The organism is Mycobacterium kyorinense (assembly GCF_001672775.1).
GTDB classification, from domain to species: domain Bacteria; phylum Actinomycetota; class Actinomycetes; order Mycobacteriales; family Mycobacteriaceae; genus Mycobacterium; species Mycobacterium kyorinense_A.
Window position 1 is genome coordinate 143153 of sequence record NZ_LZKJ01000200.1, and the last position, 25901, is coordinate 169053.

The following is a 25901-nucleotide window of genomic DNA, read 5'->3' on the forward strand; positions in this document are numbered from 1 at the left end:
GCCGTTAGCCCGCCTAGTTGAGCGCAGGGCTCCGCGAATCGGCAACGTATTCGGCAGTTTGGATCGTGCGCGCGTGGACCGCGACGAACTGACCGAAAATGCAACATTGAAAGGCATATGCGCGCACGCATGACTCCGCTTATCACCCCAACCCGAACCCCGCCCCCATCCACATTTGCCGAACTCGGCGTCCGCGACGAAATCGTGCGCGCACTGACCGAACAGGGCATCGAGCGTCCGTTTGCCATCCAGGAGCTCACGCTTCCCCTGGCGCTTGCCGGAGATGACCTGATCGGCCAGGCCCGCACCGGCATGGGCAAGACCTTCGCATTCGGCGTGCCGCTGTTGCAGCGGATCACGACCAGCGAGCCGGCGCTGACCGGCATCCCCCGCGCGCTGGTCGTGGTGCCCACCCGCGAGCTGTGTCTGCAGGTATCGGGCGACCTGGCCACCGCGGCCAAGCACTTACACGCCGACAATGACCGGCCGTTGTCGGTGGTGTCGATCTACGGCGGACGGCCCTACGAACCACAGATTGAGGCGCTGCGCGCCGGCGCCGACGTCGTGGTGGGCACCCCCGGCCGGTTACTGGACCTGGCCCAGCAGGGCCACCTGCAACTGGGTGGCCTGGCCGTGTTGGTGCTCGACGAAGCCGACGAGATGCTGGACCTGGGCTTTCTGCCGGACATCGAGCGCATCCTGCGGCAGATCCCCGACGAGCGGCAGGCCATGCTGTTCTCGGCGACCATGCCCGATCCCATCATCACGCTGGCCCGCACCTTCATGAACCAGCCGACCCACATCCGGGCCGAGGCGCCGCACTCGTCAGCGGTGCACGACGCCACCGAGCAGTTCGTCTACCGCGCCCACGCGCTGGACAAGGTCGAACTGGTCAGCCGGATCCTGCAGGCCCGCGACCGCGGCGCCACGATGATCTTCACTCGCACCAAGCGCACCGCCCAGAAGGTGTCCGACGAGCTGGCCGAACGTGGTTTCGCGGTCGGCGCGGTGCACGGCGATCTTGGTCAAGTGGCCCGCGAGAAAGCGCTCAAGTCGTTTCGGGCCGGGGATATCGACGTGTTGGTCGCCACCGACGTCGCTGCCCGCGGCATCGACATCGACGACGTCACCCACGTCATCAATTACCAATGTCCCGACGACGAGAAGACCTACGTGCACCGCATCGGCCGGACCGGCCGGGCCGGCCGCACCGGCGTAGCCGTCACCCTGGTCGACTGGGACGAGTTGGCCCGCTGGACGATGATCGACAAAGCGCTGGGGCTGGGCTGCCCGGATCCGGCGGAGACCTACTCCAGCTCGCCGCACCTCTACACCGAACTGGGCATCCCGACCGAGGCCCGCGGCAAGGTCGGCGCGCCGCGGAAGTCCCCGGTCAAACGCGCTCCCTCGAGCGACGGCGACGCCCAACGACCACGCAAGAGCACACGGTCGCGGCGACGCACGCGCGGCGGCAAGCCGGCGACGGGGCATCCCGACGGTGGTGCCGCCACCAACGGCGACGCCCCGGCCGAAACGCCGGCCGGCGCCTCGGCCGGCGAGAGCACGCATAACGGTCGCCGCCGTCGCCGCAGACGGCCTCGTAAAGCGGCGGAGGTCGCCGCGAATACCAACTGAGTCGGCGCCACCGGCCACGCCATGGTCAAACCCGAACGACGTACCAGGGCCGACATGGTGGCCGCAGCGGTGATCGTGGTGGTGATCGCCGTCGTCGCGGCGCTGATCTGGTGGACCAGCGACGCCCGGGCAACCAACAGCAAACCCGCGGCGGTGCCGGCGCCCACTCCCCGTTCGGCTACCGAGGTGCCCGCAACCCTTACGCAGCTGTGGACCGCCCCCAGTGCGGCAACCACCGCACCGGTGGTGGTCGGCGGAACGGTCGTCACCGGTGATGCCCGCGCAGTCACCGGCCACGATCCAGCCAGCGGTGAGGTGCGCTGGAGTTATGCCCGAGGCACCGATTTGTGCGCAGTGTCCTGGGTCTACCGCTATGCGGTCGCGGTTTATCGCGACGGCCGGGGCTGCGGCCAGGTCAGTGCCATCGACGGATCGACCGGCCAGCGCGGCCCCGCCCGCAGCAGCTACGCCGACAAGCAGGTGCACGTGTCGTCGGACGGGACGACGGTGTTGTCGGTCGGTGACACTCGGCTTGAACTTTGGCGCTCGGACCTGGTCCGGATGCTGTCCTACGGCGAGATCGATGCTCGCGTCAAACCGTCGTCACAAGGGCTGCACACCGGCTGCACGTTGACCTCGGCGGCGGCCAGTTCGTCGGCGGCGTCGGTGCTCGAGGCGTGCCCGGGTCAGGCTGATCTGCGGCTGACGTTGTTGCGTCCCAGCAAGGAAGAGGACGAACCCGAGCAACGGTATGTCCCCGAGCCGGGCGTCGGCGCTGGCTCCGGTGCGCGGGTGCTGGCGGTGTCGGAGACCAGCACCCTGGTATATCTGCCCACCCCGCAACCCAGAGTCGAGGTGGTCGACGAAACCGGCACGACGGTTTCCAGCACGCTGCTGCCCAAGCAGCCGTGGCCGGCAAGTGCAGTCTCAAAGCCCGGCAACCTGGTCACCTGGTGGACCGGCGATGCGGTGCTGGTGTTCGACGCGGCCACGTTGAGCTACCGCTACACCATCGAGGCGGCGGGGCCGGCTGTGCCGCTCGGGCCGGCGACGATCATGGCGGGCCGGTTGCTGGTCCCGGTTACCGGTGGGATCGGTGTCTACGACCCGGCCACCGGCGCCGGCGACCGCGTGCTGCCGGTGAACCGGACGCCGATTCCGTCGCCGGTGATCCCCGCTGTGCTGGGTTCGCAGATTGTCGAGCAGCGCGGCGATACGGTCGTGGCGCTAGGGGGCTAGCGCTACATTTCCACGCTGAAACTTGGCAGCGGCTTGCCCGACTTCCAGTGCTTGAGCAGCGCCTGCGCCAGGTCACGGTAAGCGGTGGCGCCCTTGTTTTTGCGAGCGGCCATCACCGACGACCCCGACGCGCTGGCCTCGGCGAAACGAACCGTGCGTGGGATGGGCGGCGCCAGTACCGGCAGGTCGTAGCGGTCGGCGACGTCGAGCAGCACGTCGCGGGTGTGGGTGGTGCGCGGGTCATACAGCGTCGGCAGCGCGCCCAGTAACCGGAGCTTCGGGTTGGTGATCTGCTGGACGTCGGCGACCGTCCGCAGGAACTGGCCGACGCCGCGATGAGCCAGCGTCTCGCACTGCAGCGGAACCATGACCTCGTCGGCGGCCGTCAGTCCGTTCAGCGTGAGCACCCCCAACGAGGGCGGGCAGTCGATGACGACCACGTCGAACTCGTCGCTGAGCTTGTCGAGCGCGCGTTTGAGCGCGTACTCGCGGCCGGCCCGCATCAGCAGCATCGCCTCGGCACCGGCCAGATCGATGTTGGCCGGCAGCAGCGTCATGCCTTCGGCGGTGGCGACCAGCGCGGCGCTGGGTTCCACCTCGCCGAGCAGCACCTCATGCACGGAGACCGGCAGCTTGTCCGGATCTTGGCCGAGTGAAAAGGTCAGACAGCCCTGCGGGTCGAGATCGACCAGCAGCACTCGCTGTCCACTGTCCGCCAGCGCGGCTCCCAGCGAGGCCACCGTGGTCGTCTTGGCGACCCCGCCCTTCTGGTTGGCTACCGCCAATACCCGAGTCATTAAGCGCCGCTCTCCCCCGCAATTGGGAGCTGCCCCCACCTCATCGCGTTCTCCCTTCTGCGTCGTCGCCCGATGGGCCATCACTGCCATCCTGGCATCTCCCCCCTGCTGCCCGCGCGGCGATCGCGATGCGTGTCAGGCACAATCGGTCGCCATGGGTGTCGAAAGCCACCGGCTGGTGCTGCTTCGCCACGGTGAGACCGAGTGGTCCAAGTCGGGGCGGCATACCGGTTGCACCGAACTCGATCTCACCGAGCATGGTCGGAGCCAAGCGGCTGCTGCGGGGGCTGTCCTGGGCGAGCTGCAGTTGGACCACCCGCTGGTGGTCGCCAGCCCACGGCGGCGCGCGGTGTCCACCGCCGAGCTCGCCGGACTGGCCATCAACGAGGAGTCCCCGCTGATCGCCGAATGGGATTACGGATCCTACGAGGGTTTGACGACCGCGCAGATTCAGCAGTCCCGACCGGACTGGCTGGTTTGGACGCACGGTTGTCCGGACGGTGAGACCGTCAGACAGGTCAGCGACCGAGCAGATCGGGCTGTCATGCTCGCACTCGAGCACCTAGCGACCCGTGACGTGTTGTTTGTCGGCCACGGCCACTTTTCCCGGGCCGTGATTGCCCGGTGGCTCGAACTGCCGCTATTCGAGGGGAGCCGCTTCGGCATGGTCGCCGGTTCGATCGCGGTCTGCGGCTTCGAGCACGGGATCCGCCAGCTCGGCGTGCTCGGGCAACCGCGCACGACCGGGCGATGACGTCCGAGCCCCCGTTCGTTCTGAGCGGACCGGGCGGGGTTCTTTTTGCTGACGACGTTCGGGACCGCTATTGCGACGCAGCCGACGCGCAGGCCGCGCTGCGTTCCGGAGCGACGCCAATCATCTTGGGCGCGTTGCCTTTTGATATGTCCAAGCCGGCTGCGCTGATGTCGACGCACGTGGTGCGGCACGAACACACGTTGCCCGAGTGGCCGACCGGTCCGCTGCCGCCGGTGCACATCGCCGAGATGGTTCCCGCACTCGCGCAACACCGCGCCCGGGTACGGCGGGCATGCGATCAGCTGGCCACGCCGGGCAGCGCTCTGCAGAAGGTCGTGCTGGCACGCGCATTGCGGTTGGTTGCCGAGACGCCGCTGGATGCCCGCGTGGTGTTGCGCCGGCTGATCGCCAAAGACCCTGGCGCGTATGGCTATCTCGTCGACCTCACGGCGGCGGGCGACCCGTATGAGGGGATGACGCTGGTGGGCGCCAGCCCAGAGCTGCTGGTTGCTCGCGTCGGCGACCGGGTGACATGTCAGCCCTTCGCGGGTTCGGCACCGCGCGCCGCCGACGCCGACCTCGACGCCGCCACCGGTGCCGCCCTAGCCGAGTCGGCCAAGAACCGCCATGAGCACCAATTGGTCATCGACGCAATGACCGAGGCACTTGAGCCGCTGTGCAGTGAGTTGACGATCGCCCCCACACCGCAGTTGAGTCATACCGCGGCACTGTGGCATCTCAGCACGCCGATCAGCGGGCGGCTACGCCAAACATCGATTACGGCAATGGATTTGGCACTGGCACTGCACCCCACCCCGGCGGTCGGCGGCTCCCCCGCCGGCGCCGCGGCGCAGCTCATCGGCCAGCTGGAAGGCGACCGCGGATTCTACGCCGGCGCAGTTGGCTGGTGCGACGCGCGCGGCGACGGCCGCTGGGTGGTGTCCATCCGGTGTGCGCAGCTATCCGCCGATCGACGCACGGCGCTCGCGCACTCTGGCGGCGGTATCGTCGCCGAAAGCGATCCCGACGACGAAGTCGACGAAACCACAACGAAATTCGTCACAATCCTGACCGCGCTGGGAGTCCAGCCGTAACGGCGGAACTCCGGCTAAGCCGGCTAGTTCACGCTGACCAGTCGGACAGCCAGCGCAGCACAGGGGAACTGAACAGCAACGCCAGCACGGTCACCGCCACGATGCCCAGCAGAATCCCGGCCGGCAGCCGGTGAGATCCCGCCGCGAGGTACCACGCGACGGGCAATAACAGCAGTTGGGCGAACACCGCGGGACCCCGCCCCCACCGCTTGCCGGCCAGCAAAGCACAGCCAGCCGCCAGCAGCGCGCCGCCGATGAGGACGAACCAAACGGCGGTCCCAAAACCGTTGACTGCGCGTTGATCGGCGCCGCCCAATCCCCGTAACAGGAGCACGGCGGCCACCACCAAGCCGGCGGTGCCTTGCACAGCAACGATGAGACCCGCGACGCGCAGACTGGTCGGAGCCGGGACACTCATGGCGTCAGCGTAGCCACCGAGTAAGCCCAATGGACCGCTCCGTCCCGCGCCGCTGCAGGGCTCGCATTGCCGCCGGTCCCGTAGGCTTTGGCGTCATGCGCGCCGTGCTCATCGTCAATCCGACCGCGACCTCCACCACCGCCGCAGGCCGCGACCTGTTGACACACGCGCTGCAAAGCCGCCTTCAACTGACCGTCGAACACACCACCCACCGCGGTCATGGTGGTGAAATCGCACAGGCGGCCGCCGACGACGGTGTGGACCTGCTGGTGGTGCATGGCGGTGACGGCACCGTCAGCAACATTGTCAACGGCCTGCTGGGAGCGCCAGGCCAGTTGCCTACCGGCCATGTCCCGGCGGTGGCGATTGTGCCAGGCGGCTCAGCCAATGTGCTGGCACGCTCGTTGGGCATCTATCCCGACCCGATCGACGCCACCAACCAGCTGATCGGACTGCTCGACCAATACGGGCACCAGCCAAACTGGCGCCGGATCGGGGTGATCGACTGTGGCGAGCGCTGGGCGGTGCTCAACGCCGGGATGGGCGTCGACGCCGAGGTGGTGGCCGCTGTCGAGGCGCAACGGGAAAAAGGCCGCAAGGTGACGCCGTCGCGCTACATTCGCACGGCGGTGCCGGCGGTGCTGGCCAGCACACGTCGCGAACCGCGGCTGACGGTGCACCTGCCCGGTCGCGAGCCGGTTTCCGGCGTCCACTTCGTCTTTGTGTCCAACTCCAGCCCCTGGACCTTCGCTAATCATCGGCCGATCTGGACAAACCCCGACAGCAGCTTCGAATCCGGGCTGGGAGTGTTCGGGGTCACCAGCCTGAAGGTGATCCCGACACTGAAGGTCGTCCGGCAGATGTTCGCCAAGCAACCGAAAATGCAGGCCAAGCAGCTCGTCCGCGACGACAACGCAGCCTGCGTGCGGGTCACCTGCGACGGTCCGCCGATTGCCAGCCAATTTGACGGTGATTATCTCGGCGTACGCGAGCAGATGACCTTCCGAGCGGTTCCCGACGCCTTGTCCGTCGTCGCTCCACCGGCAAAAAACCCAGCCTGACCTGCGCTAGTGGCAATTGCCGGCTAATCGAGGGCGCAACTTCGCCGGGATCGTAGTACAAACGATTAAGGGTTTTAGAACCAGACCCTCAAAGTGAGATTGCCCACCTGTCAGCGCGCGCTATTGACATCCGTTGAGCCTGTGAAACGATCGAAAGATCGCGTGCAACGGTACCGAGACTTTCTTGTGCCCGCGTTAACAGCCGAAGAAAAAACGCCCGTGCGCCCTGCTGCGCACATAGTGAGGAGTAACGACGTATGGATTGGCGCCACAAGGCGGTCTGTCGCGACGAAGACCCGGAGCTGTTCTTCCCGGTGGGGAACAGCGGGCCGGCGCTCGCCCAGATCGCTGACGCGAAACTGGTCTGTAACCGCTGCCCGGTGACCACTGAATGCCTGTCCTGGGCGCTGAACACCGGCCAGGACTCCGGCGTGTGGGGCGGAATGAGTGAAGACGAACGACGTGCGCTCAAGCGCCGCAACGCTCGGACCAAGGCTCGTAGCGGAGTCTGACGAAAACATTTACTGTCGCGGCCCCGGCAATTGTCGGGGCCGCGACATTGTGTGAAGGCAGGCGGCTATTGCACGAGCCTGGCTCGACGCCCAATTGGGACACGTAACACCACATCGGTGCCGCCCTCGGCGGCGTCGTGCATGCGTAGCGATCCGTCGAGTTCTGCGGATACCAGGGTCCGCACGATCTGCAGGCCGAGTCGGTCAGACTTCTCCACGCTGAATCCGTCGGGCAGCCCGCGGCCGTTGTCATGAACCACCACGTCGAGCCAGCGCGCCGACCTCTCGGAGCGAATGGTCACCGACCCGCTCCCGCCGACACGGCCGCCGGAACCGCCGCCGTTTGGTTCGAAGGCGTGCTCGATGGCGTTCTGCACCAGTTCGGTGATCACCATGATCAGCGCCGTTGCCCGGTCGGAGTCCAGCACGCCGAGCATGCCGCTGCGATTGATCCGGATCGGCGTGTCCACCGTCGCCACGTCGTTCATGATCGGCAGGATCCGGTCGATCACCTCGTCGAGGTTGACTTCCTCGTTGACTGACATCGACAAGGCGTCATGGACCAGCGCGATCGACGACACGCGGCGCACCGATTCGATCAGCGCCTCCCGGCCTTCGGAGTTGGTGGTCCGGCGCGCCTGCAGGCGCAGCAGCGCTGCCACGGTCTGCAGGTTGTTCTTCACCCGGTGATGGATTTCTCGGATCGTGGCGTCTTTGGACATCAGCGCACGATCGCGGCGCTTGACCTCGGTCACGTCGCGAACCAGCACTGCCGCGCCGGCCGCCGCGCCGTGCACCACCAGCGGCAGCGTGCGCAGCAGCACTGCTGCGCCGCCGGCGTCGACCTCCATCCGCATGCTCGACCCGCCGGCCAGCGAGTCCTGCACATGGTCGGCCAGTTCCTGTGCTTCGAACGGATCGGAGATCAACGGTCGAGTCACTTCGACCAGATTGTGGCCCTCCAGTTCCGAGGTCAGGCCCATCCGGTGGTAAGCCGACAGCGCGTTCGGGCTGGCGTAGGACACCACACCGTTGACGTCGAGGCGGATGAAGCCGTCACCGGCCCGCGGGCTGGAGCGCGACATGGCCACGTCGCCAACATTGGGGAAGGTGCCTTCCGACAGCATGTGCACCAGATCTGCCGCGCAGTCGACGTAGGCGGTCTCCAGCGGGCTGGATTTGCGGACCGCGGCCGCTTCCGCGGTCTGATGGGTCAGCACCGCGACCACCCGGTCGCCGTACCTGACCGGCACCGCTTCGACGTTCAGACCGGTCTGCAACCCCGGATCCTCTTGAGCCGCAACGTTTCCGCGGCCGATAACACCGGAATCGAACGCCGCGGCCACCAGCGGCACCTTGTCGGCGGGAAAAACAGTGCCGACCGCATCCCGAAGTAGCACCGTGGGGGCGGTATTGGGCCGGCATTGCGCCACACACACCAGCGCGCCGTCGTCGCGTCGCACCCACATCAGGTAATCGGCGAAGGACAGATCAGCCAGCAATTGCCACTCGCCGACCACCGCGTGCAGGTGATCGACGGCGTTGCCGGGCAGGATGGTGTGTTCGGCGAGCAGATCACCCAGAGTCGACATCAGTCACTCCCGGTGCTGAATTCGGCAATCCAATGGCTAGCTGATGACCGCGATAAGGTCGCCGGCCTGGATGACATCTCCCACCGATACGCTCACCTTGCTGACTGTGCCGGCGACCTCGGCCAGGACCGGAATTTCCATCTTCATCGACTCCAACAGCACGACTGTGTCGCCTTCGCCGATCTGGTCGCCCTCTTTGACCACGACTTCGAGCACGCTGGCCACGATCTCCGCGCGGACGTCCTCGGCCATCATTACCCCGTTCGTCACCCAGCCGCTGTTTGCGCCATTCCCGTCGCTCACATCGAACCACAATCGACCATCGTCGGTGCGCCGAGAGGGTCCCCTCGGGGCCGCCTTTCAGAGAGTAAGCAAACTCCAAGATTGGTAAGCAAATCTATAGAGTTCGTTCCGTGACCGTGTCGTGTTTCTTCTGTGACTATTGAGCAGCATTGTTTCCAGAGTGATTTGAGTGTCTGAAGAGTTTTGGGTGCACGAATTGAGTGGAGGTGCAATTCCGTTGTTCACGAACATGTTTGAGATTTCGAAGGCATGCCGGCCGGTGGTTCGCGCGACTGTCGGCGCGGGGGTTGCACTTGCCGCGATGGCTGCGATCGGCGTCGGTAGCGGTGTTGCCGGGGCGACTCCCCAGCAACCTGTCCTCGTCGACGATCCCGTGCCCGTTCCCGCCGCCGATCCCACCAGTGGAGTGGGCATCAGCAATGCGATCTTCACTGAGTTGGGCGCGCTGCTGAATGCTGTTTTCCCAGGCAGCGGCTCGGTGTTCATGCCCGCCAACTCCGGCGCAGGCTCGTTGACTCCGGGGTACCCCAGCACGTTGCCCGGCCAGGTGCCCAGCGGGCTCCCCGGCCAGCTATCCGGCACGCTGCCTGGTCAAGTTCCCAGCACGCTGCCTGGCCAGGTTCCCAGCGGGCTGCCTGGCCAGCTACCCGGCACGCTGCCCGGCCAGCTTCCTGGCACGCTGTCGCCGGGCCAAACACCCAGCACGCTGCCCGGCCAGCTTCCCAGCACGCTGCCCGGCCAGGTTCCCAGCACGCTCCCCGGCCAGGTTCCCGGCACGCTGTCGCCGGGCCAGACACCGGCAACACCCGGCACCCTGACCCCCGGCCAGACACCGGCAACACCGGGCACGCTGACGCCGGGCCAAACCCCCACCCCGCCGGGCCAACCCAGCGCCCTGACGCCAGGCCAGACGCCTGCGACGCCGGCCTCCCCCGCCCAAACGCCGGGGGCGACCAGCCTTCCGGCCGCGGGCCAGAACGTCCCTGTTGTCTAGCCCCTAGCACCGCCGAACTTGGGCCGCATGAAAGACTGACCAGCCGGTATAGCTGCAAGGAGGATCCGTCATGGCCAAACGAGGCCGGAAGAAGCGCGACCGCAAGCACAGCAAGGCCAACCACGGCAAGCGCCCGAATTCCTAATTCCGCATCGTTGCGGGCCGACTGGGCAATCCAGTCTCAGCGTGGCCAGGTGTCCTGACGGCGGATGATGGTGGTCCGGCTGATCTCCAGGCGTAGCCGTTCGCGAAGGCCCTCCGGGGCCTTCTCGCCGCGGCATTTCATCGCGATCAACGACTTGATCCGCTCTTCGAGCCCGTAGTGCCGCAAGCATCCGGGACATTCCTCGAGGTGCTGACGCAGCTTCTGTCGGGTTTCGGCGGTGCACTCACCGTCGAGCAGGGTCCATACCTCGGCGATCACTTCAGCGCAGTCAGCCTTGGCGCGAGCGTCCTCAGAACTACCCGATCCGCAAGAAAACTCGGTCACGACGACACCTCCTCAGGTGCCTGGCCGCCCCGAAGGAAGCCCCGTTCCTTGGCCACGTCGGCCAACAACCCACGCAATTGGCGTCTGCCGCGGTGAAGACGCGACATCACCGTGCCGATCGGCGTATCCATGATCTCGGCGATCTCCTTGTACGGGAAACCCTCTACATCCGCGTAGTACACCGCCATCCGGAAGTCCTCGGGCAACGCCTGAAGCGCTTCTTTGATCTCGGTATCCGGCAGCGCCTCGAGCGCCTCCACCTCGGCGGAGCGCAACCCCGTCGAGGAGTGCTCAGCGCTGGCGGCCAGCTGCCAGTCGGTGATTTCGTCGGTCGGGTATTGGGCCGGCTGGCGCTGCTTTTTGCGGTAGCTGTTGATGTAGGTGTTGGTCAGAATGCGGTACAGCCATGCCTTGAGATTGGTGCCCGGCGTGAACGAGCGGAAGCCCGCATACGCCTTCACCATGGTCTCCTGCAGCAGGTCCTCGGCATCGGCGGGATTGCGCGTCATGCGCAGGGCGCCGCCGTAGAGCTGATCTAGCAGCGGGATCGCGTCGCGTTCGAAGCGTGCCGTGAGCTGCTCGTCCGTCTCCTCCATGGGATCGGGCGCGGCCACTTCGGGCCCGGTCGAGCCATCACTGTCGGCCATCTTGGTTGTCACAATCCCTTCGGTCGCGGTATCACCGGACAGCCCGGGCACCAATACCGGACGCTCCAGCAGGCTCATCGCCGTCGACACCAGACTCCCCTTCTCCCCAATCTAAAGGCTGTATCCGACAGTGTCTTGTATGGCCGTCACGGCGGCCATCGAACTGTGTTGGTCAACAGCTTCGGGCAGTCGGCTATTTCCCGGCCAGGTCAGCCGTCGTTCCTGTTTTGGACCGCTGATCCCCGACCGGGCGTTCGCGGGCTACTGTGACGCCATGTCTCTGAACGGCAAGACCATGTTCATTTCCGGCGCCAGCCGCGGTATCGGCCTGGCGATCGCCAAGCGGGCTGCGCGCGACGGGGCGAACATTGCGCTGATCGCCAAGACCGCCGAACCGCACCCCAAATTGCCCGGCACGGTGTACACCGCCGCCAAAGAACTCGAGGAGGCCGGCGGGCAGGCGCTGCCGATCGTCGGTGACATTCGCGACGGCGACTCGGTCGAGGCAGCGGTCACCCAAACCGTGGAGCAGTTCGGTGGCATCGACATCTGCGTGAATAACGCGTCGGCCATCAACCTGGGGTCCATCACCGACGTGCCGCTGAAGCGTTTCGACCTGATGAACGGCATCCAGGTGCGCGGCACCTATGCGGTGTCGGCGGCCTGTATTCCACACATGAAAGGCCGGGACAACCCGCACATCTTGACGCTCTCGCCGCCTGTACTGCTCGAGTCCAAGTGGCTCAAGCCGACCGCGTACATGATGGCTAAATTCGGAATGACGTTGTGCGCCTTGGGTATTGCCGAGGAGATGCGTGCCGAGGGCATCGCATCCAACACCCTGTGGCCACGCACCCTGGTGGCCACCGCTGCCGTGCAGAACCTGCTGGGCGGCGACCAGGCGATGGCACGAGCCCGCAAGCCCGAGGTGTACGCCGACGCCGCCTACGTCATCCTCAACAAGCCCGCCGCCGAGTACACCGGTAACTCGGTGCTGTGCGAGGACGTCTTGGTCGAATCCGGGGTCAGTGACTTGTCGGTGTACGACTGCACGCCGGGCGGTGAGCTCGGGGTTGACCTGTGGGTGGAAAGCCCGAACCCGCCCGGATACCACGCGCCCTAGTCGATGCCGGCTGCGGCGACTCCCGCGCTTGCGGCGCTATCGGCTGCGGGTGTGGCGCACGAAGTCGTCAAGTTCGCCCATGACCCGCGCGAAGGCTCGTTCGGTGACGAGGCGGTTCGCCTGCTGACCGACGCGTATCGCATTGCGCCCGAACAGATCTACAAAACACTGGTCATCGCGGGACCCGACGGTCTTGCCGTGGCCGTGCTGCCGGCGCCGTCCCGACTGTCGCTGAAGGCCGCCGCCGCGGCACTAGGGCTCTCGCGCGCGACGATGGCTGACCGTACGACGGCGCAGCGGGCGACGGGTTATGTTGTGGGCGCGGTGTCACCCTTCGGGCAACGCAAACCGCTGCCCACTGTCGTGGACGCCGCCGCGCTGGGTTGGGATCGGGTGTATTGCAGCGCCGGCCGGCGCGGCTGGGACGTTGCGGTCGCTCCGGCGGATCTGATCCGGCTCACTGCCGCGGTGACGGCTGACCTTCAAGCCTGAGTTGCGGGCAGCTGCGCCGACAGATCCGCGACAACAAGACGATATCCAAGGTCCAGCTGGGGCTTGTCCAAAAGGTCGGCGTGGTGGCGTGTCCACGCCCCAGTGGCGAGATCGGACTGCAGCCGTGACAACCCCTCGCGGAGTAGAGGTTCCGGCGTCAGGGCGAGCATTGACATCCCGGCTCGGACTTGCGCCTCGAGGTAGGCGTATGGGCGACGCCAGTAGGCTCCACCGACTCCGTCAACGCAGTCGTGCGGAATCGGGACCGGCTGGATCGACGCGTTGCCGAGTAACGACGCGAGTTTGGTGATCGGCACAGCCAGCCGCGCGTCTGTGTCTGCGGCAGCGGGCAGGTATTCGCGCAGCAGCCAGAACTCACGAAAGACGGCGTCGTCCCAAGTGAGGATCACGATACGTCGTCGCGCGATACGGGTCATTTCGGCGACGCCCGCGGCGACATCGGACCAGTGGTGCACGGTCAGTATCGCCAGTGCGGCATCGACGGCATCGGTGCGAAGAGGTAGGCGTTCTGCAACAGCCTGGATCACCGGTGCTGCACCGACCGGACGTTGCGCAATCATCACGCGGCTGGGTTCCACCGCGACGACGGTGTTCGAGGGTTCGTAGGAGCCGGTTCCTGCGCCGATGTTCGCGACTGTCGCCATGCCCTGCAAAGCATGGTCGACAACCGTGCCGATCCGTGGGTCGGGTTGTCGGGTAACCGAATACGTTTGTCCGGCTGAGTCGTATCGAGTCAATGTCGGGTCAGCATCGCGTGCACGCTGTCGGCGAACGCGGCGGTGGTGAAGCAGATGGGTTCGGCGAATTCCTCCAGCGTGAGCGCGTCGTTCCAGCTGGCGTCGGCCGCGGCGCGGAGCAGCGGCTTCGTCATCGCCACCGCGTGTGCGGGCATCGAGGCGACCCGTGAGCACCAGTCGTCGGCCACCGCAAGAAGCTGGTCATGGTCGACGACCTCGTGCACCAGGCCGAGTCGTTGCGCGGCATGGGCGTCGATGTGCTCGCCCCGCAGGTAGTACGCCAGCGCGCCCTGGTAGCCAAGACGCCGGGTCAGCGCCCAGCTGGTGCCGACCTCGGGAATCAGGCCGAGATGGCCGAACGCCGGGACGATCACCGCGCGTTCGCTGGCGATGGTGAGGTCACAGGTCAGCGCCCAAGCCAGCCCGACTCCGGCCGCGGGACCGTTGAGCGCCGCCACGAAGACGGTGTCCGATCCTGCGATCAGCCTTGCGACGCCGCCGAATTCCCGACGAATCCACCGCCATACGTCGGCGACTCCTTCGGGCTGGCTCAGCTGCTCGGTGGCGGTGCGCATCATCTTCAGATCACCGCCGGCGCTGAAGCCGGGGCCCTCGCCGGTCACCACGACCGCGCGGATATCTGTGTCGGCAGCGAGGTTCTCCAACGCTCGCCGCAGTTGTCGCACCATCGGCGCGGAAAGCACGTTGAGCCGGTCGGGTTCGTCGAGGGTCACCACTGCGCGGTCGCCGCGATGCTCGACGCGGACCCGCAGCGGCGCTTCCCGGCCGTCCCCCTCGGCGAGCATGCGCTGGTACAGGGATTCGTTCAACACTCGTCCTCCTCACTATCGTTGGCGCGCAATGCCGCCCATGCGGCATCGGCGAATGCCCGGACGGCTGCCCGTGGCATCCTCGTTTCGCCGTCGGCGATCCAGTGCCGGCTGAATTCCTGCGCCGGGCCAAACCACAGCGCGGCGGTGATGCCCGGCCGGATCGGCTGCAGGACGCCGTAGCTGTGGTGCGGCCGCCACCAGTCCCGGATGGCGGCGAAGAACCGGTGGTTGGACTCGCGCAGCGCGGGGCTGTCCAGCCGATCACCGAGCAGCAGCGTCGCCTCGGTGCGATTGGCGGCCACCCATTTCAGGTGATGCTCGACGCCGCCGCGGATCCCGCCCTCGGCGGTGGCATTCCCCCTCAGCATCGACACGAACCCGCCCTGGTACTCCCCCATCACCTGGGCGTACACAGCCGCTGCCAGCGCCGACTTGTCCGGAAAGTGGTGATACAGCGCCCCGACACTCACTTTGGCTTCGCGGCGAACCTCGTCCAGCGTCGCTGCCAGCGCCCCGTCGACCGCGAACCGGCGCCGGGCCACTTCGAGCAGCCGCGCCCGCGCGTCAGGGCGTCCGCTCACTGTCACGAGAATGACTCTATACGAACCGAGATTATCTCGGTAGTCCGAGCGTTAGATCGGTGCTAGTCGAATTCGATGATCCCGCGAATGTTTCGCCCTTCGCGCATATCGGCGACGGCGTCGTTGATGTCCTCGAGCCGGTAGCGCTGCGTCACCAGTTCGTCGAGTTTGAGCCTGCCGTGCTGATACATCGACAGCAGCATGGGGGTGCTCGCCCGCGGATTCATCCCGCCGAACAACGCTCCCTGCAGTCGCTTGTGCGACACGATCATGTCGGTGAGCATGAGCGGCACCAGCATTTCGCTGTACGGCGTTATCCCGGTCAGCACGCACGTTCCACCCTTGCGCGTCAACATCATCGCCGGGGCAAGCAGATCGGTGTGGACCACGCCGGCAGTGATGATCACCCGGTCGGCCATCACCCCTTGGGTGAGGCTCCGCACCAGTGGCAACGCCGCCTCGACCGATTCCACGGTATGGGTGGCGCCGAATGATGCAGCAGAATCGCGTTTGAATGCGACAGGGTCCACACCGACTACGTATTTGGCACCGGCCGCGCGGGCACCCTGCAGAGCATTCATTCCCACGCCGCCGGTGCCGACTACGACGACGGTATCGCCCTGCTCCGTGCCAGCGGTCACCGTGGCCGACCCCCACCCGGTCGTGACGCCACACGACACCAGCGCGGCGGCGTGCATCGGAACGGTGTCGGCGATTCTGATCACCGAATACTCCGATGCCACAACATATTCCGCGAAGGTGCCGAGTTGCATCAACGCCAACAGGTCCTCGTCGTCGACGTGGCGGCGCACCGTGCCGTCCGTCGTCATCTCCCTGACGTAGGCACCGGCACCGAGATCACACAGGTAGGTCATGCCCGACACACAGAATCGGCAACTGCCGCAGGCGGGAATGAACGACATCGCCACCCGGTCACCGGGCCGCACAGAGTGCACCTCGGGACCGACTTCCGCCACCACGCCGGCACCCTCGTGACCGCCCAGCAGCGGAAAGGTCTCGGGAACCTCGATCCCGCTGGCGCGCAACAACTCCGCGATCTCCGGTCCCGGAACCAAGTCACCGGTGGCGAAGTGGTCGTCAGAATGACACAACCCCGCCACCGACATCTTCACCAGCACTTCGCCGGCATGCGGCGGATCCAACGTGATCTCGCAGATCTCCCAGTCCTTGCCGATGCCGCGCAGCACCGCCGCCCGGCACTTCACCGGGCGGCCCTCGGCGCGACACCGAACCGCCGCACCCCTCGAGCGGCGGACGCGCGCAACAGGCCTAACGCGAATTTGACCCGACGCCGCGCCGTCGGATACCAGAGCAACTCCTTGGATTGGGTCGGCACCCGCGGCGACGTGATAGCTTGCGGCCGACAGTATTTGAGCACTCCGGCCGCACCGCCCCACCGGGCGCCTACCCCCGATTGCTTCCAGCCACCCATCGGAACGTCACACGCGAATGCGTTGGAGAGAACGTCGTTGATGTTGACCGCGCCGACATCAAGTTGGCGAGCGATCCGCTCACCGCGTTCTTTATCGCCGGTCCACACGGTGGCCGACAGCCCGTATACCGAGTCGTTGGCCAGCCGGATCGCCTCGGCTTCGTCTGCGACTTTGACCACCGGCAGGGTAGGTCCGAACGTTTCCTCGGTCATGCACGCCATGGAGTGGTCGACGTCAACGAGAACCGTTGGCTCAAAGAACGTTCCCGTTCCGGTCGGCTTGCCGCCGGTCACTACTCGGGCACCGGCGGCAACCGCCCCGTCGACATGGCGCTGCACGATATCGCGCTGAGCGCTGGTGGCCAGCGCTCCGACGTCGAAGGCGAACGTGCGGTCGTCCTGGCCCTGGCGCAGCCGCCGGACGTTGGCGGTGAGCTTGGCCACGAACTCGTCGTAGACCGGTGCCTCGACGTACACCCGCTCCACCGACACGCACACCTGACCAGAGTTGAACATGCCGCCCCAGGCGATGCCATTGGCGGCCCGGTCGAGGTCGGCATCGGCCAGCACCAGCGCCGGGTCCTTGCCGCCGAGTTCGAGGCTGTAGGGCAGCAGCCGCTCCGCGCAGGCGACGGCCACTTTTCTGCCGGTGGCGGTCGATCCGGTGAATTGCACGAAATCGGCGTTGGCGATGACGGCCGCGCCGGTGGCACCGTAGCCAGTTGCCAATGCGAGCACCGGCGGCGCCCCGATCTCGGTCCAGCCGCGGACGAATTCCACGGCGGACAGCGGCGTCACTTCAGACGGCTTGAGCAGTACCGCCGCGCCGGCAGCCAGGGCGGGCACCAGGTCCAACCCGGGCATCAGGAACGGGAAGTTCCACGGCGTGATGACGCCGACCACCGGATAGGGCCGGTAAGTGGTGGTGAGCTTCTTGGTCATCGCCAGCGGGTTGAACGAGCGCGGATGCTCGTCGGTGAGGAACTGCTCCGCGTGACCGGCCCAGTAGTCCAGCAGGGATGCCGTGTTGGCGGGCTCGCCGCTGGCATCCGCCCGGGTCTTGCCGGTTTCGGACTGCACCACGTCGATGATGTGTTCGGCGTTGTCGAGCACCCAGTCCTGGTACTTGAGCAGCCACCGCTTGCGGCCACGCGGGCCGAGCGCCGCCCACTCGGGTTGGAACAGCCGCAGCTCACGGGCTTTCGCGGCGACGGCCTCGGAGGTCTCGATCGGTACGGTGCCGACCACGCGACCGTCGGCGGGATTGCGTACGACGATGGCGGTGGTGTCGGTTTTGGGCTGAATCGCGGTCATGGCGCGATCATCTCGCCAGCTCAAACCAGCCACCTAGAGTAGCCGGCTACCCCACTTGCGCTGGGTCAGCGTTAGAGCAGCGTCACCTGTTCTGGCTGCTGCTCGGCCGGCTCGAGCAACTCGGGCCCGTTGTTGCGCACGTTGTTGACCAGGGTCGAAATCTCTCGCATCCGGATGCCGCGCACGTCGGGCGGGCCCGCTAGCAGCTCGAGATCCGGCGGCTCGTCGGGATCCAGCCAACGGTCCCAATCGCGTTCGGCCACCACCAACGGCATTCGATCGTGGATCTCGGCGAGCTCGCCGACCGCGTCGGTGGTGATGATCGTGCAACTGAGCAGCGGGTTGGCGTCGTTGGCGGGCTTCCATACCGACCACAAGCCGGCCATGAAAAGCGGCTCGCCATCCTCGCGATACATGTAGAACGGCGTCTTGCGGGCATTCTTGCCGGCGCCGGGGGTGGCGCGCCATTCGTAGTAGCCGTCCATCGGGATCAGGCAGCGCTTGGACTTCGCGCTCGAGCGGAACGCCGGCGACGTGGTGGCCTTGTCGGCGCGGGCGTTGATCAGCTGCGGACCTTTGGACTCCGGCGCGCCGTCGGCGCGGGCCTTGGCCCATGGAGGCACCAACCCCCAGCGCATCAGCCGCACCCGCCGGGTGGGCTCGTCGTCGGGCTCGTCGTGTCGACGAACCACCGTTGCGATGGTGGTGGTGGGCGCGACGTTGTAGTTCGGCGCGTCTGAGGACTGGGCCGCCCTCCTTTCATCGATCGCCTGGATCTTCTCGGCCAGCACTGCCGGGTCGGTGGTGACCGCGAATCGTCCGCACATACCTTCCATGGTGCCGGGTACGGGCAGACACGCAATGATGGACGCGTGAGCACCTGGTCAGCACCCAGCCTGACGTCGCCTGTCATGGCGACAGTCAGCGTCCCCGGCTCGAAGTCGCAAACCAACCGGGCCTTGGTGCTCTCCGCGCTGGCCGCCGCGGGTGGCGGCGTCTCCACGATCCGCGGCGCCCTACGTAGCCGCGATACCGACCTGATGATCGGCGCGCTGGGCGCACTGGGCCTGCGAGTCGAGGGCGGCGAGTCCGAGCTGAAGGTCAGCGGCCAGATCGCCCCCGGACCGAACGCCCGGGTGGAGTGTGGGCTGGCCGGCACCGTGCTGCGCTTCGTTCCGCCGCTTGCCGCGCTGAGCGTTGCCACGGTCGTCTTCGACGGCGACGAACAGGCCCGTGACCGGCCGATCGCGCCGCTGCTGGACGCCCTCCGCGGCTTGGGCGTCGACGTCGACGGCGCGGCCCTGCCGTTTCGGGTGCGCGGCACGGGGTCGATCACCGGCGGCACCGTCGACATCGACGCCTCGGCGTCGTCGCAGTTCGTGTCCGGGCTGCTGCTGTCCGGGGCGTCGTTCGTCAACGGGTTGACCGTGCAGCACACCGGCGCCGCGCTACCGTCGGCTCCGCACATCGCGATGACGGTGGCGATGCTGCGCCAAGCCGGCGTCGAGGTCGACGATTCGGCACCCAACCGCTGGGCGGTGCGACCCGCCCCGGTGACCGCCCGCCAATGGGACATCGAACCGGACCTGTCCAACGCCGTCCCGTTTCTGGCGGCGGCGGTGGTCAGCGGCGGCACCGTGCGCATCACCGACTGGCCGACCACCAGCATCCAGCCTGCCGACACCATTCTGGACATCCTGCGAAGGGTGAATGCCGTTGTCCGCCTGGCTGATTCGTACCTCGAAGTACGAGGGCCGGCGACATACGGCGGGTTGGACGTCGATTTGCGCGACGTCGGTGAGCTCACGCCCGCGGTGGCGGTGCTGGCGGCGCTGGCCGCCCCCGGATCGGTGTCGCAGTTGACTGGCATCGCGCATCTGCGTGGTCACGAAACCGATCGGCTCGCAGCGCTGAGCACCGAGATCAACCGGTTGGGCGGTGACTGCCGGGAGACTTCCGATGGCCTGGTCATCACCGCGACGCCACTGCGGTCGGGGACCTGGCGCTCCTATGCCGATCACCGCATGGCGATGGCCGGAGCAATCGTGGGTCTACGGGTGGCCGGCGTCGAGGTGGACGACATCGCCACCACCGCCAAGACACTGCCGGAATTTCCGCAGCTGTGGATGCGAATGCTGCAGGGGCCGCGCGGTTGAGGCCCGGCGACTACGACGAGTCCGACGTCAAGGTCCGCTCCGGCCGGGGTTCGCGGCCCCGGACCAAGACCCGTCCTCAGCATGCCGATGCCCGGCCAGCGATGGTGGTCAGCGTTGACCGCGGCCGCTGGGGCTGTGTGCTCGGCGGTGACCCTGCGCGTCGTGTCACCGCCATGCGGGCCCGCGAACTGGGCCGCACTCCGATCGTCGTCGGCGACGACGTCGACGTGGTCGGCGACCTGTCAGGTACGCCGGACACCCTGGCCCGCATCGTCCGGCGGGGGCCGCGGCGAACGGTGTTGCGCCGCACCGCCGATGACACCGACCCGACCGAACGGGTGGTAGTCGCCAACGCTGATCAGCTGTTGATCGTGGTGGCGTTGGCCGACCCGCCGCCGCGCAGCGGACTGGTGGACCGCGCCCTGATCGCCGCCTTTGCCGGCGGGCTGACCCCGATCCTGTGCCTGACCAAGACCGACCTGGCGCCCGCGGCCCCGTTCGCAGCGCAGTTCGCCGACCTGGACCTCGCGGTGGTCAGTGCGGGCCGCGACGATCCGCTGGACGTGGTCGCCCCGCTGCTGGTGGGCAAGATCACCGTGCTGTTGGGCCACTCCGGTGTGGGCAAGTCGACTCTGGTGAATCGGCTTGTGCCAGAAGCTGATCGAGCTGTCGGCGAGGTCACCGAAATCGGGCGGGGCCGTCATACCTCGACGCAGTCGGTGGCGTTGCCGCTCAACAGCAGCGGCTGGGTGATCGATACGCCGGGAATCCGCTCCTTCGGGCTGGCCCACATCGAGCCCGACGACGTGATGATGGCGTTTTCCGATCTGGCCGAGGCGATCGACGACTGCCCGCGTGGCTGCGGGCACCTGGGCCCACCCGCCGATCCCGAATGCGCGCTCGACAAGCTGACCGGACCGGCAGCGCGGCGCGTCGCCGCCGCCCGACGGCTGCTGGCCGTACTGCGCGAGAGCTAGGCCGAGCGTGCGTGTTTACGTACCGACACTCCGCGTTTCGTGCGGGGACACGCACGCTCGCGGCGAGGCGCGCTTAGGCCGCCAGGTCGTTGTCGCGGGCCCGGGCTCGCTTGTCCCGTCGCCGTTGCCGAACCGCCGCGATTGCGGTCTTCAGGCCACGCCGCCGGCCAGTCGCCGGGTCGACACCCAACTCCAGTCCCGCAAACATCCGCTCGCTGCGGGTCTCCGGGGCGTCGTCGGCGGTGTCGGTCAGGTAGCGGTCCGGCAGCGACAGCTTGGCGATGGTCCGCCACGTCTTGGCGTACTGCACCAGGAAAGGACCCGTCGTATAGGGCAAGTCGTACTTGTCGCACACTTCGCGCACCCGCACGGAGATCTCGGCGAGCCGGTTGCTGGGCAGATCGGGGTAGAGGTGGTGTTCGATCTGGTGGCACAGGTTGCCGCTCATGAACCGCATCGCCGGCCCGGCATTGAAGTTGGCGCTGCCCAGCATCTGCCGCAGATACCACTGGCCCTTCGTCTCGCCGATCATGTCGGTTTTGGTGAATTTCTCGGCACCGTCGGGGAAGTGACCGCAGAAGATCACGGCGTTGGCCCACACATTGCGGATCACGTTGGCCACCGCGTTGGCCTTCAGCGTGGACATGAACGTCGCGCCCGGCGACAGCGCTGACAGCGCCGGGAACGCGACGTAGTCCTTGAATACCTGGCGGCCGGCCTTGGCCAAAAACTCGTCGATCTTCTGCCGGGCCTCGTCGTGATCCATCCGCTTCTTGACGATCTTGCCGATCTCCACGTGCTGCAAGCCGACGCCCCATTCAAAGAGCAGCGCAAGCATGGCGTTGTAGAGGAGGTTGAAGATGTTGAAGCGCTTCCAGCGGTCGTCTCGGGTGACCCGGAGCAAGCCGTACCCGACGTCGTCGTCCATCCCGAGGATGTTGGTGTACTTGTGATGGACGAAGTTGTGGGTGTAGCGCCAGTGCTTGGACGCGCCGCTCATGTCCCACTCCCAGGTCGAGGAATGGATTTCGGGGTCGTTCATCCAGTCCCACTGGCCGTGCATGATGTTGTGGCCGAGTTCCATGTTCTCGACGATCTTGGCCACGCTCAGCGAGGCGACACCGGCCCACCAGCCCGAGCGCCGTGAGCTGGCCGCCAGCAGCACCCGGCCGGTGACTTCCAGCGCGCGCTGGGCGGCGATGCTGCGGTGGATGTAGCGGGCGTCCCGCTCGCCGCGAGAGTCTTCGATGTCCTGGCGGATGGCATCCAACTCCACCGCCAGGCTTTCGATGTCCGTGTCGGTGAGGTGTGCGAATACGTCGACGTCAGTGACGGCCACCGTGTTGCCTTCCTGCAGTCCTTCGTCGCTTACCTACGCCATCGTAAGCTACGTTTGCGTAGGTTACCAGCCAGTAGCCCACTAAATCTCTAGCACGCAGTCGCCCGACGCCGCCGAAATACACGTCTGAATCCGGGTGCCAGGCTCGTGTTCCACGCCGGTTCGCAGGTCACGCACATGACCGCCCGCCAGCGGAACGACACACGACTGGCAGATGCCCATCCGGCAGCCGAACGGCATCTGCACCCCGGCCTGCTCCCCCGCGTCCATCAGCGACGTCGCGGCGTCGGCGACGACGCGTTTGCCGCTGCGTGCGAACGTGACCGTCCCGCCGGCCCCGGCGGGCGCAGCGCGCGACACCGCGAACCGCTCGAGGTGCAATTGCTCGGCCACGCCGGCGGCCGCCCAGGCGCGTTCGGCGTCGTTCAGCAGGGCTTCGGGCCCGCAGGCCCAGGTCTGCCGCTCCTGCCAATCGGGCACCTCGGTGTCGAGCCGACTCAGGTCCAGCCGGCCCTGATCACGCGTGGTACGCACCCGCAGCCGGTATCCGGTGTGGTCACGCGACAGCTGATTCAACTCCGCGCCGAACATCACGTCGGCCTCGGTAGGCGCGGAATGCAGGTGGATCACGTCGCCGATTTGGTCGCGGCGCACCAGCGTGCGCAGCATCGACATCACCGGGGTGATGCCCGACCCTGCGGTGATGAACAGAATGGCCCGCGGTGCGGGGTCGGGCAGCACAAAGTTGCCCTGTGGCGCGGCCAGTCGCACGATCGTCCCCGGTGCCACCCCGGCCACCAGGTGAGTCGACAAAAACCCCTCGGGCATCGCCTTCACGGTGATCGTCACCGTGCGCGCGGCGGCGACAGGGCTCGATGTCAGCGAATACGACCGCCACCGCCAGCGTCCGTCGACCAGCAGCCCGATCCCGATGTACTGGCCGGGCTGGTAGTCGAAGCTGAAACCCCAGCCGGGCTTGATGACCAGCGTTGCGGAGTCCTCGGTCTCGCGGCGCACATCAAGGATGCGGCCCCGCAGCTCACGGGCCGACCACAGCGGATTGGCCAGCTGCAGGTAGTCGTCGGGCAGCAACGGTGTGGTGATCCGGGCCGCCAGCTTGCGCAGCGCATGCCGGGCCGGGTGCCGGTAGGTGCGGACGACGGCCGGACGCGGGGTTTCGACGACGTCAGCAGTCGGCCTCGAGATTTTCCTAGCCATGGGACTCCTGCTCACCAGACGGTCAGCGGATCCAACCCGCCCGATGCAACCTACGGTACCGTAACTTAGGAACTCGTATCCACTCGAGAATGCGCACGTCACAGCAGTTCGAGCAGGAACGGCAGCTCCTGGGTGGCGTACCAGGCCAGATCGTGATCCTGCGCGTCACCGACAATCAACTCGGCGTCCTCATCGCCCAGGTCGGCCGCGTCGACGGCCGCGATCGCTTTGACCACGTCCGCTTCGGCGGCGGCGTTGTCGACATAGGCCGCCACGACCCGGTCGATCGTCACCGCTGTACCCAGCCGCACGACGGCATCGTCGAGGTCGGGGCGCAACGTCACATCGTCGACGTCGGCGATCAGCACCGCGCGCCGGGGCGGCAAGTCGGCACTGGCCGTGGACAGCAGCCGCAGCGAGGCCAACGCGGCGTCGCGCAGCGCGACCTCACCGAGTTCGTCGTCGTCGCCCTCGGCGTAGGCCTCGCGCAGTGTGGGCGTCACCGCGAACGCCGTCCCGTTGACCGGCGCCAGCGATCCATCGGCGACCAGTTGCTGCAGCATGGCCAGAGTCGTCGGGATGTAGACCCGCATCAGGCGACTGTAATCATTTGCGGCGACCCACTGCCCCCGGCTTCGCCGCGCTTGCGAGCGCCGCGACTCATTGCGCGGCTTCCAGGAGTTCGTCGAGCGCTTCGGTGAGCAGCCCCGGCAACACCTCGACATCGCTCATCGCGTCGCGGTCGGCGTTGATCCCGAAATACAGCATGCCGTTGTACGAGGTCACCGAAATGGCCAGCACCTGCTTGTTCAACAGCGGCGGCACTGCATACGTCTCCAACAATTTGGCGCCGGCGATGTACATCTGCGACTGCGCGCCCGGCGCGTTGGTCACCAGCAGGTTGAACAGTCGGGCCGACAAGCTGGTGGCAACCCGGATGGCCATCGCATGCAAAGTGGGCGGGGCGAAACCCGACAGTGTCACGATGCTGCGCGCATCGACCAGGCTGGCCGCGACCGGGTTCGATTCGGTGGCATGCGCGATCTGGGACAGCCGAACGACGGCGTTGCCCTCACCCACCGGAAGGTCGATCAAAAACGGCGCCACCTGGCTGATCGCCTGGCCTACCCCGGCCGAATCGAAAGATTCGTCGACGTACACCGGCAGCGGCGCCATCGCCCGCACGGTCGTCGTCGAGGACACCGCCTCCCCACGGGACAACAACCAGTTACGCAGCGCGCCGGCGATCACTGCCAGCACGATGTCGTTGACGTCGCAGTTATAGCGGGTCCGCAACATCCGGTAGTCCTCCAGGCGCCCCCGGGCCACCGAGAACCGGCGGTTGCGGGACACCGTGGTATTGAGCGGGCTGCTGGGGGCGTTCCCCCGCGCCAACGTGCGGGCCACGTCGAACAGCCGCCGCCCGACGTTGACCAACTGGCCGGAATTGGTTGCCAGCCCGGTGATTCCGGATCCGACGGCTTGCAGCTGGGCGCCCGGGCGGGTGGCCCAGTCGCCGATGGCGCCCAGCAGCAGCCGGGTGGTGCCAGGCTCGCGGGCCGGCACCCAGATGTCCTCGGGGAACGGGGGCGGCCGCCGGGCCCGATCGGCGATGACGTGGCCGATCTCTAGTGCGCTCATCCCGTTGATCAGCGCTTGATGTGACTTGGTGTAGAGCGCGATGCGATTCTTGGCCAGGCCCTCGACGAGATACATCTCCCACAACGGCCGCGACTTGTCCAGCGGTCGGGCCGCCAGCCTGGCGATCAACTCGTGTAGCTGCTCGTCGCTGCCCGGCGACGGCAGCGCCGACCGCCGAACGTGATAGGTGATGTCGAAGTCGCGGTCATCGATCCACACTGGCCGGGCCAAGCCCATGGTCACTTCCCGGACCTTCTGCCGATACCTCGGAACCTGCGGTAACCGCTGCTCGATGGTGGCCAGCAGCATCTCGTAGCTCAGCCCGGCCCGCGGGCGGCGCAGGATCGACAGCGATCCCACGTACATCGGGGTGGCGGTGTTCTCCAGCCGATAGAAGGACGCGTCCGATGTGGACAACCGCGTCACGTCCCGACCCCCTTTTAATGCCTTGGCAATTCGCCGATCAGGCCGATCTTTCGC

Annotated in this window: 28 protein-coding genes; 12 read left to right on the forward strand and 16 right to left on the reverse strand. The window is 66.9% G+C overall.

The features are described from left to right. Positions 1-129 precede the first annotated feature (129 nt). Complete coding sequence (locus A5707_RS22355) at positions 130-1635, forward strand: DEAD/DEAH box helicase (RefSeq protein WP_065016611.1); 1506 nt, start codon at positions 130-132, stop codon at positions 1633-1635. A 21-nt stretch (positions 1636-1656) separates the two neighbouring features. Next, complete coding sequence (locus A5707_RS22360) at positions 1657-2874, forward strand: hypothetical protein (protein WP_065016612.1); 1218 nt, start codon at positions 1657-1659, stop codon at positions 2872-2874. A gap of 2 nt (positions 2875-2876) precedes the next feature. On the opposite strand, the gene A5707_RS22365 is transcribed toward A5707_RS22360, so the two are convergent. Next, a complete protein-coding gene (locus tag A5707_RS22365; protein WP_065016613.1) occupies positions 2877-3671 on the reverse strand; it encodes a ParA family protein in 795 nt (264 codons plus the stop codon). 154 nt (positions 3672-3825) lie between these two features. Between A5707_RS22365 and A5707_RS22370 the strand changes: the two genes are divergently transcribed. Beyond that, positions 3826-4425, forward strand: a complete 600-nt coding sequence (locus A5707_RS22370) for an acid phosphatase (protein WP_065016614.1) — start codon at positions 3826-3828, stop codon at positions 4423-4425. Then, positions 4422-5519 carry an isochorismate synthase gene (locus tag A5707_RS22375; RefSeq protein ID WP_065016615.1) on the forward strand — a complete coding sequence of 366 codons (1098 nt, stop codon included), beginning with the start codon at positions 4422-4424 and terminating at the stop codon, positions 5517-5519. The genes A5707_RS22370 and A5707_RS22375 overlap by 4 nt, the downstream gene beginning before the upstream one ends. Positions 5520-5547: 28 nt before the next feature. Here the strand turns inward: A5707_RS22375 and A5707_RS22380 are convergent, their stop codons facing one another. Then, complete coding sequence (locus A5707_RS22380; RefSeq protein ID WP_065016616.1) at positions 5548-5937, reverse strand: hypothetical protein; 390 nt, start codon at positions 5935-5937, stop codon at positions 5548-5550. 95 nt (positions 5938-6032) lie between these two features. On the opposite strand from A5707_RS22380, the gene A5707_RS22385 reads away from it, so the two are divergent. Continuing rightward, the gene (locus A5707_RS22385) at positions 6033-6998 is read left to right on the forward strand and encodes a diacylglycerol/lipid kinase family protein (RefSeq protein WP_065016617.1); all 966 of its coding nucleotides are present in this window, start codon (positions 6033-6035) and stop codon (positions 6996-6998) included. Positions 6999-7255: 257 nt separating this feature from the next. Continuing rightward, positions 7256-7510 (forward strand): transcriptional regulator WhiB1, encoded by a 255-nt coding sequence (gene whiB1, locus A5707_RS22390; RefSeq protein ID WP_023371700.1) that lies wholly within the window; start codon positions 7256-7258, stop codon positions 7508-7510. A gap of 65 nt (positions 7511-7575) precedes the next feature. Here whiB1 and A5707_RS22395 read toward each other — a convergent pair whose 3' ends face one another. Continuing rightward, positions 7576-9102 (reverse strand): sensor histidine kinase, encoded by a 1527-nt coding sequence (locus A5707_RS22395; RefSeq protein ID WP_065016618.1) that lies wholly within the window; start codon positions 9100-9102, stop codon positions 7576-7578. A 36-nt stretch (positions 9103-9138) separates the two neighbouring features. Then, positions 9139-9354: a biotin/lipoyl-binding carrier protein gene (locus tag A5707_RS22400; RefSeq protein ID WP_065016657.1), complete on the reverse strand. Its 216-nt coding sequence runs from the start codon at positions 9352-9354 to the stop codon at positions 9139-9141. Positions 9355-9574: 220 nt separating this feature from the next. Here A5707_RS22400 and A5707_RS22405 point away from each other — a divergent pair, with 220 nt between their 5' ends. After that, positions 9575-10399, forward strand: a complete 825-nt coding sequence (locus A5707_RS22405; protein WP_065016619.1) for a hypothetical protein — start codon at positions 9575-9577, stop codon at positions 10397-10399. Positions 10400-10469: 70 nt separating this feature from the next. Further along, complete coding sequence (locus A5707_RS25005) at positions 10470-10544, forward strand: 50S ribosomal protein bL37 (protein WP_085976515.1); 75 nt, start codon at positions 10470-10472, stop codon at positions 10542-10544. 36 nt (positions 10545-10580) lie between these two features. On the opposite strand, the gene rsrA is transcribed toward A5707_RS25005, so the two are convergent. Both rsrA and A5707_RS22415 read right to left on the reverse strand, forming a co-directional pair. Further along, positions 10581-10889 carry a mycothiol system anti-sigma-R factor gene (gene rsrA / locus A5707_RS22410; protein WP_065016620.1) on the reverse strand — a complete coding sequence of 103 codons (309 nt, stop codon included), beginning with the start codon at positions 10887-10889 and terminating at the stop codon, positions 10581-10583. Then, positions 10886-11536 (reverse strand): sigma-70 family RNA polymerase sigma factor, encoded by a 651-nt coding sequence (locus A5707_RS22415; protein WP_197495407.1) that lies wholly within the window; start codon positions 11534-11536, stop codon positions 10886-10888. The genes rsrA and A5707_RS22415 overlap by 4 nt, the downstream gene beginning before the upstream one ends. Positions 11537-11810: 274 nt before the next feature. On the opposite strand from A5707_RS22415, the gene A5707_RS22420 reads away from it, so the two are divergent. Both A5707_RS22420 and A5707_RS22425 read left to right on the forward strand, forming a co-directional pair. Next, positions 11811-12659, forward strand: coding sequence for an SDR family oxidoreductase (locus tag A5707_RS22420; RefSeq protein WP_065016658.1), 849 nt, complete (start codon positions 11811-11813; stop codon positions 12657-12659). Between the two features lie 3 nt (positions 12660-12662). After that, positions 12663-13151 (forward strand): YbaK/EbsC family protein, encoded by a 489-nt coding sequence (locus tag A5707_RS22425; RefSeq protein WP_065016622.1) that lies wholly within the window; start codon positions 12663-12665, stop codon positions 13149-13151. On the opposite strand, the gene A5707_RS22430 is transcribed toward A5707_RS22425, so the two are convergent. From A5707_RS22430 to A5707_RS22455, 6 genes are all read right to left on the reverse strand, one after another. Then, positions 13142-13816 carry a class I SAM-dependent methyltransferase gene (locus A5707_RS22430; RefSeq protein WP_082969628.1) on the reverse strand — a complete coding sequence of 225 codons (675 nt, stop codon included), beginning with the start codon at positions 13814-13816 and terminating at the stop codon, positions 13142-13144. The two genes, A5707_RS22425 and A5707_RS22430, sit on opposite strands and share 10 nt — an antisense overlap. An 89-nt stretch (positions 13817-13905) precedes the next feature. Continuing rightward, positions 13906-14715, reverse strand: coding sequence for an enoyl-CoA hydratase/isomerase family protein (locus tag A5707_RS22435; RefSeq protein ID WP_197495408.1), 810 nt, complete (start codon positions 14713-14715; stop codon positions 13906-13908). A gap of 20 nt (positions 14716-14735) precedes the next feature. Then, on the reverse strand, positions 14736-15329 hold the full coding sequence (locus tag A5707_RS22440) for a TetR/AcrR family transcriptional regulator (RefSeq protein WP_082969629.1): 594 nt from the start codon (positions 15327-15329) through the stop codon (positions 14736-14738). 56 nt (positions 15330-15385) lie between these two features. Continuing rightward, a complete protein-coding gene (locus A5707_RS22445; protein WP_269455163.1) occupies positions 15386-16549 on the reverse strand; it encodes an NDMA-dependent alcohol dehydrogenase in 1164 nt (387 codons plus the stop codon). Beyond that, positions 16546-18090 (reverse strand): aldehyde dehydrogenase family protein, encoded by a 1545-nt coding sequence (locus A5707_RS22450; protein WP_065016626.1) that lies wholly within the window; start codon positions 18088-18090, stop codon positions 16546-16548. Before A5707_RS22450 ends, A5707_RS22445 begins: the two co-directional genes overlap by 4 nt. Before the next feature lie 71 nt (positions 18091-18161). Then, positions 18162-18917, reverse strand: a complete 756-nt coding sequence (locus A5707_RS22455; protein WP_065016661.1) for an SOS response-associated peptidase — start codon at positions 18915-18917, stop codon at positions 18162-18164. A gap of 45 nt (positions 18918-18962) precedes the next feature. On the opposite strand from A5707_RS22455, the gene aroA reads away from it, so the two are divergent. Continuing rightward, positions 18963-20246: a 3-phosphoshikimate 1-carboxyvinyltransferase gene (gene aroA, locus A5707_RS22460; protein ID WP_065016627.1), complete on the forward strand. Its 1284-nt coding sequence runs from the start codon at positions 18963-18965 to the stop codon at positions 20244-20246. After that, a complete protein-coding gene (gene rsgA / locus A5707_RS22465) occupies positions 20243-21223 on the forward strand; it encodes a ribosome small subunit-dependent GTPase A (protein WP_065016660.1) in 981 nt (326 codons plus the stop codon). Before aroA ends, rsgA begins: the two co-directional genes overlap by 4 nt. A 73-nt stretch (positions 21224-21296) precedes the next feature. Here the strand turns inward: rsgA and A5707_RS22470 are convergent, their stop codons facing one another. The 4 genes from A5707_RS22470 to A5707_RS22485 form a co-directional block, all read right to left on the reverse strand. Further along, positions 21297-22562 (reverse strand): fatty acid desaturase family protein, encoded by a 1266-nt coding sequence (locus A5707_RS22470; RefSeq protein ID WP_065016628.1) that lies wholly within the window; start codon positions 22560-22562, stop codon positions 21297-21299. Between the two features lie 81 nt (positions 22563-22643). Beyond that, positions 22644-23780: a ferredoxin reductase gene (locus tag A5707_RS22475; protein ID WP_065016629.1), complete on the reverse strand. Its 1137-nt coding sequence runs from the start codon at positions 23778-23780 to the stop codon at positions 22644-22646. A 98-nt stretch (positions 23781-23878) separates the two neighbouring features. Further along, positions 23879-24376: a DUF6912 family protein gene (locus tag A5707_RS22480; protein ID WP_156658276.1), complete on the reverse strand. Its 498-nt coding sequence runs from the start codon at positions 24374-24376 to the stop codon at positions 23879-23881. A 64-nt stretch (positions 24377-24440) separates the two neighbouring features. After that, positions 24441-25847 carry a WS/DGAT/MGAT family O-acyltransferase gene (locus A5707_RS22485; protein ID WP_065016631.1) on the reverse strand — a complete coding sequence of 469 codons (1407 nt, stop codon included), beginning with the start codon at positions 25845-25847 and terminating at the stop codon, positions 24441-24443. Positions 25848-25901: the final 54 nt, after the last annotated feature.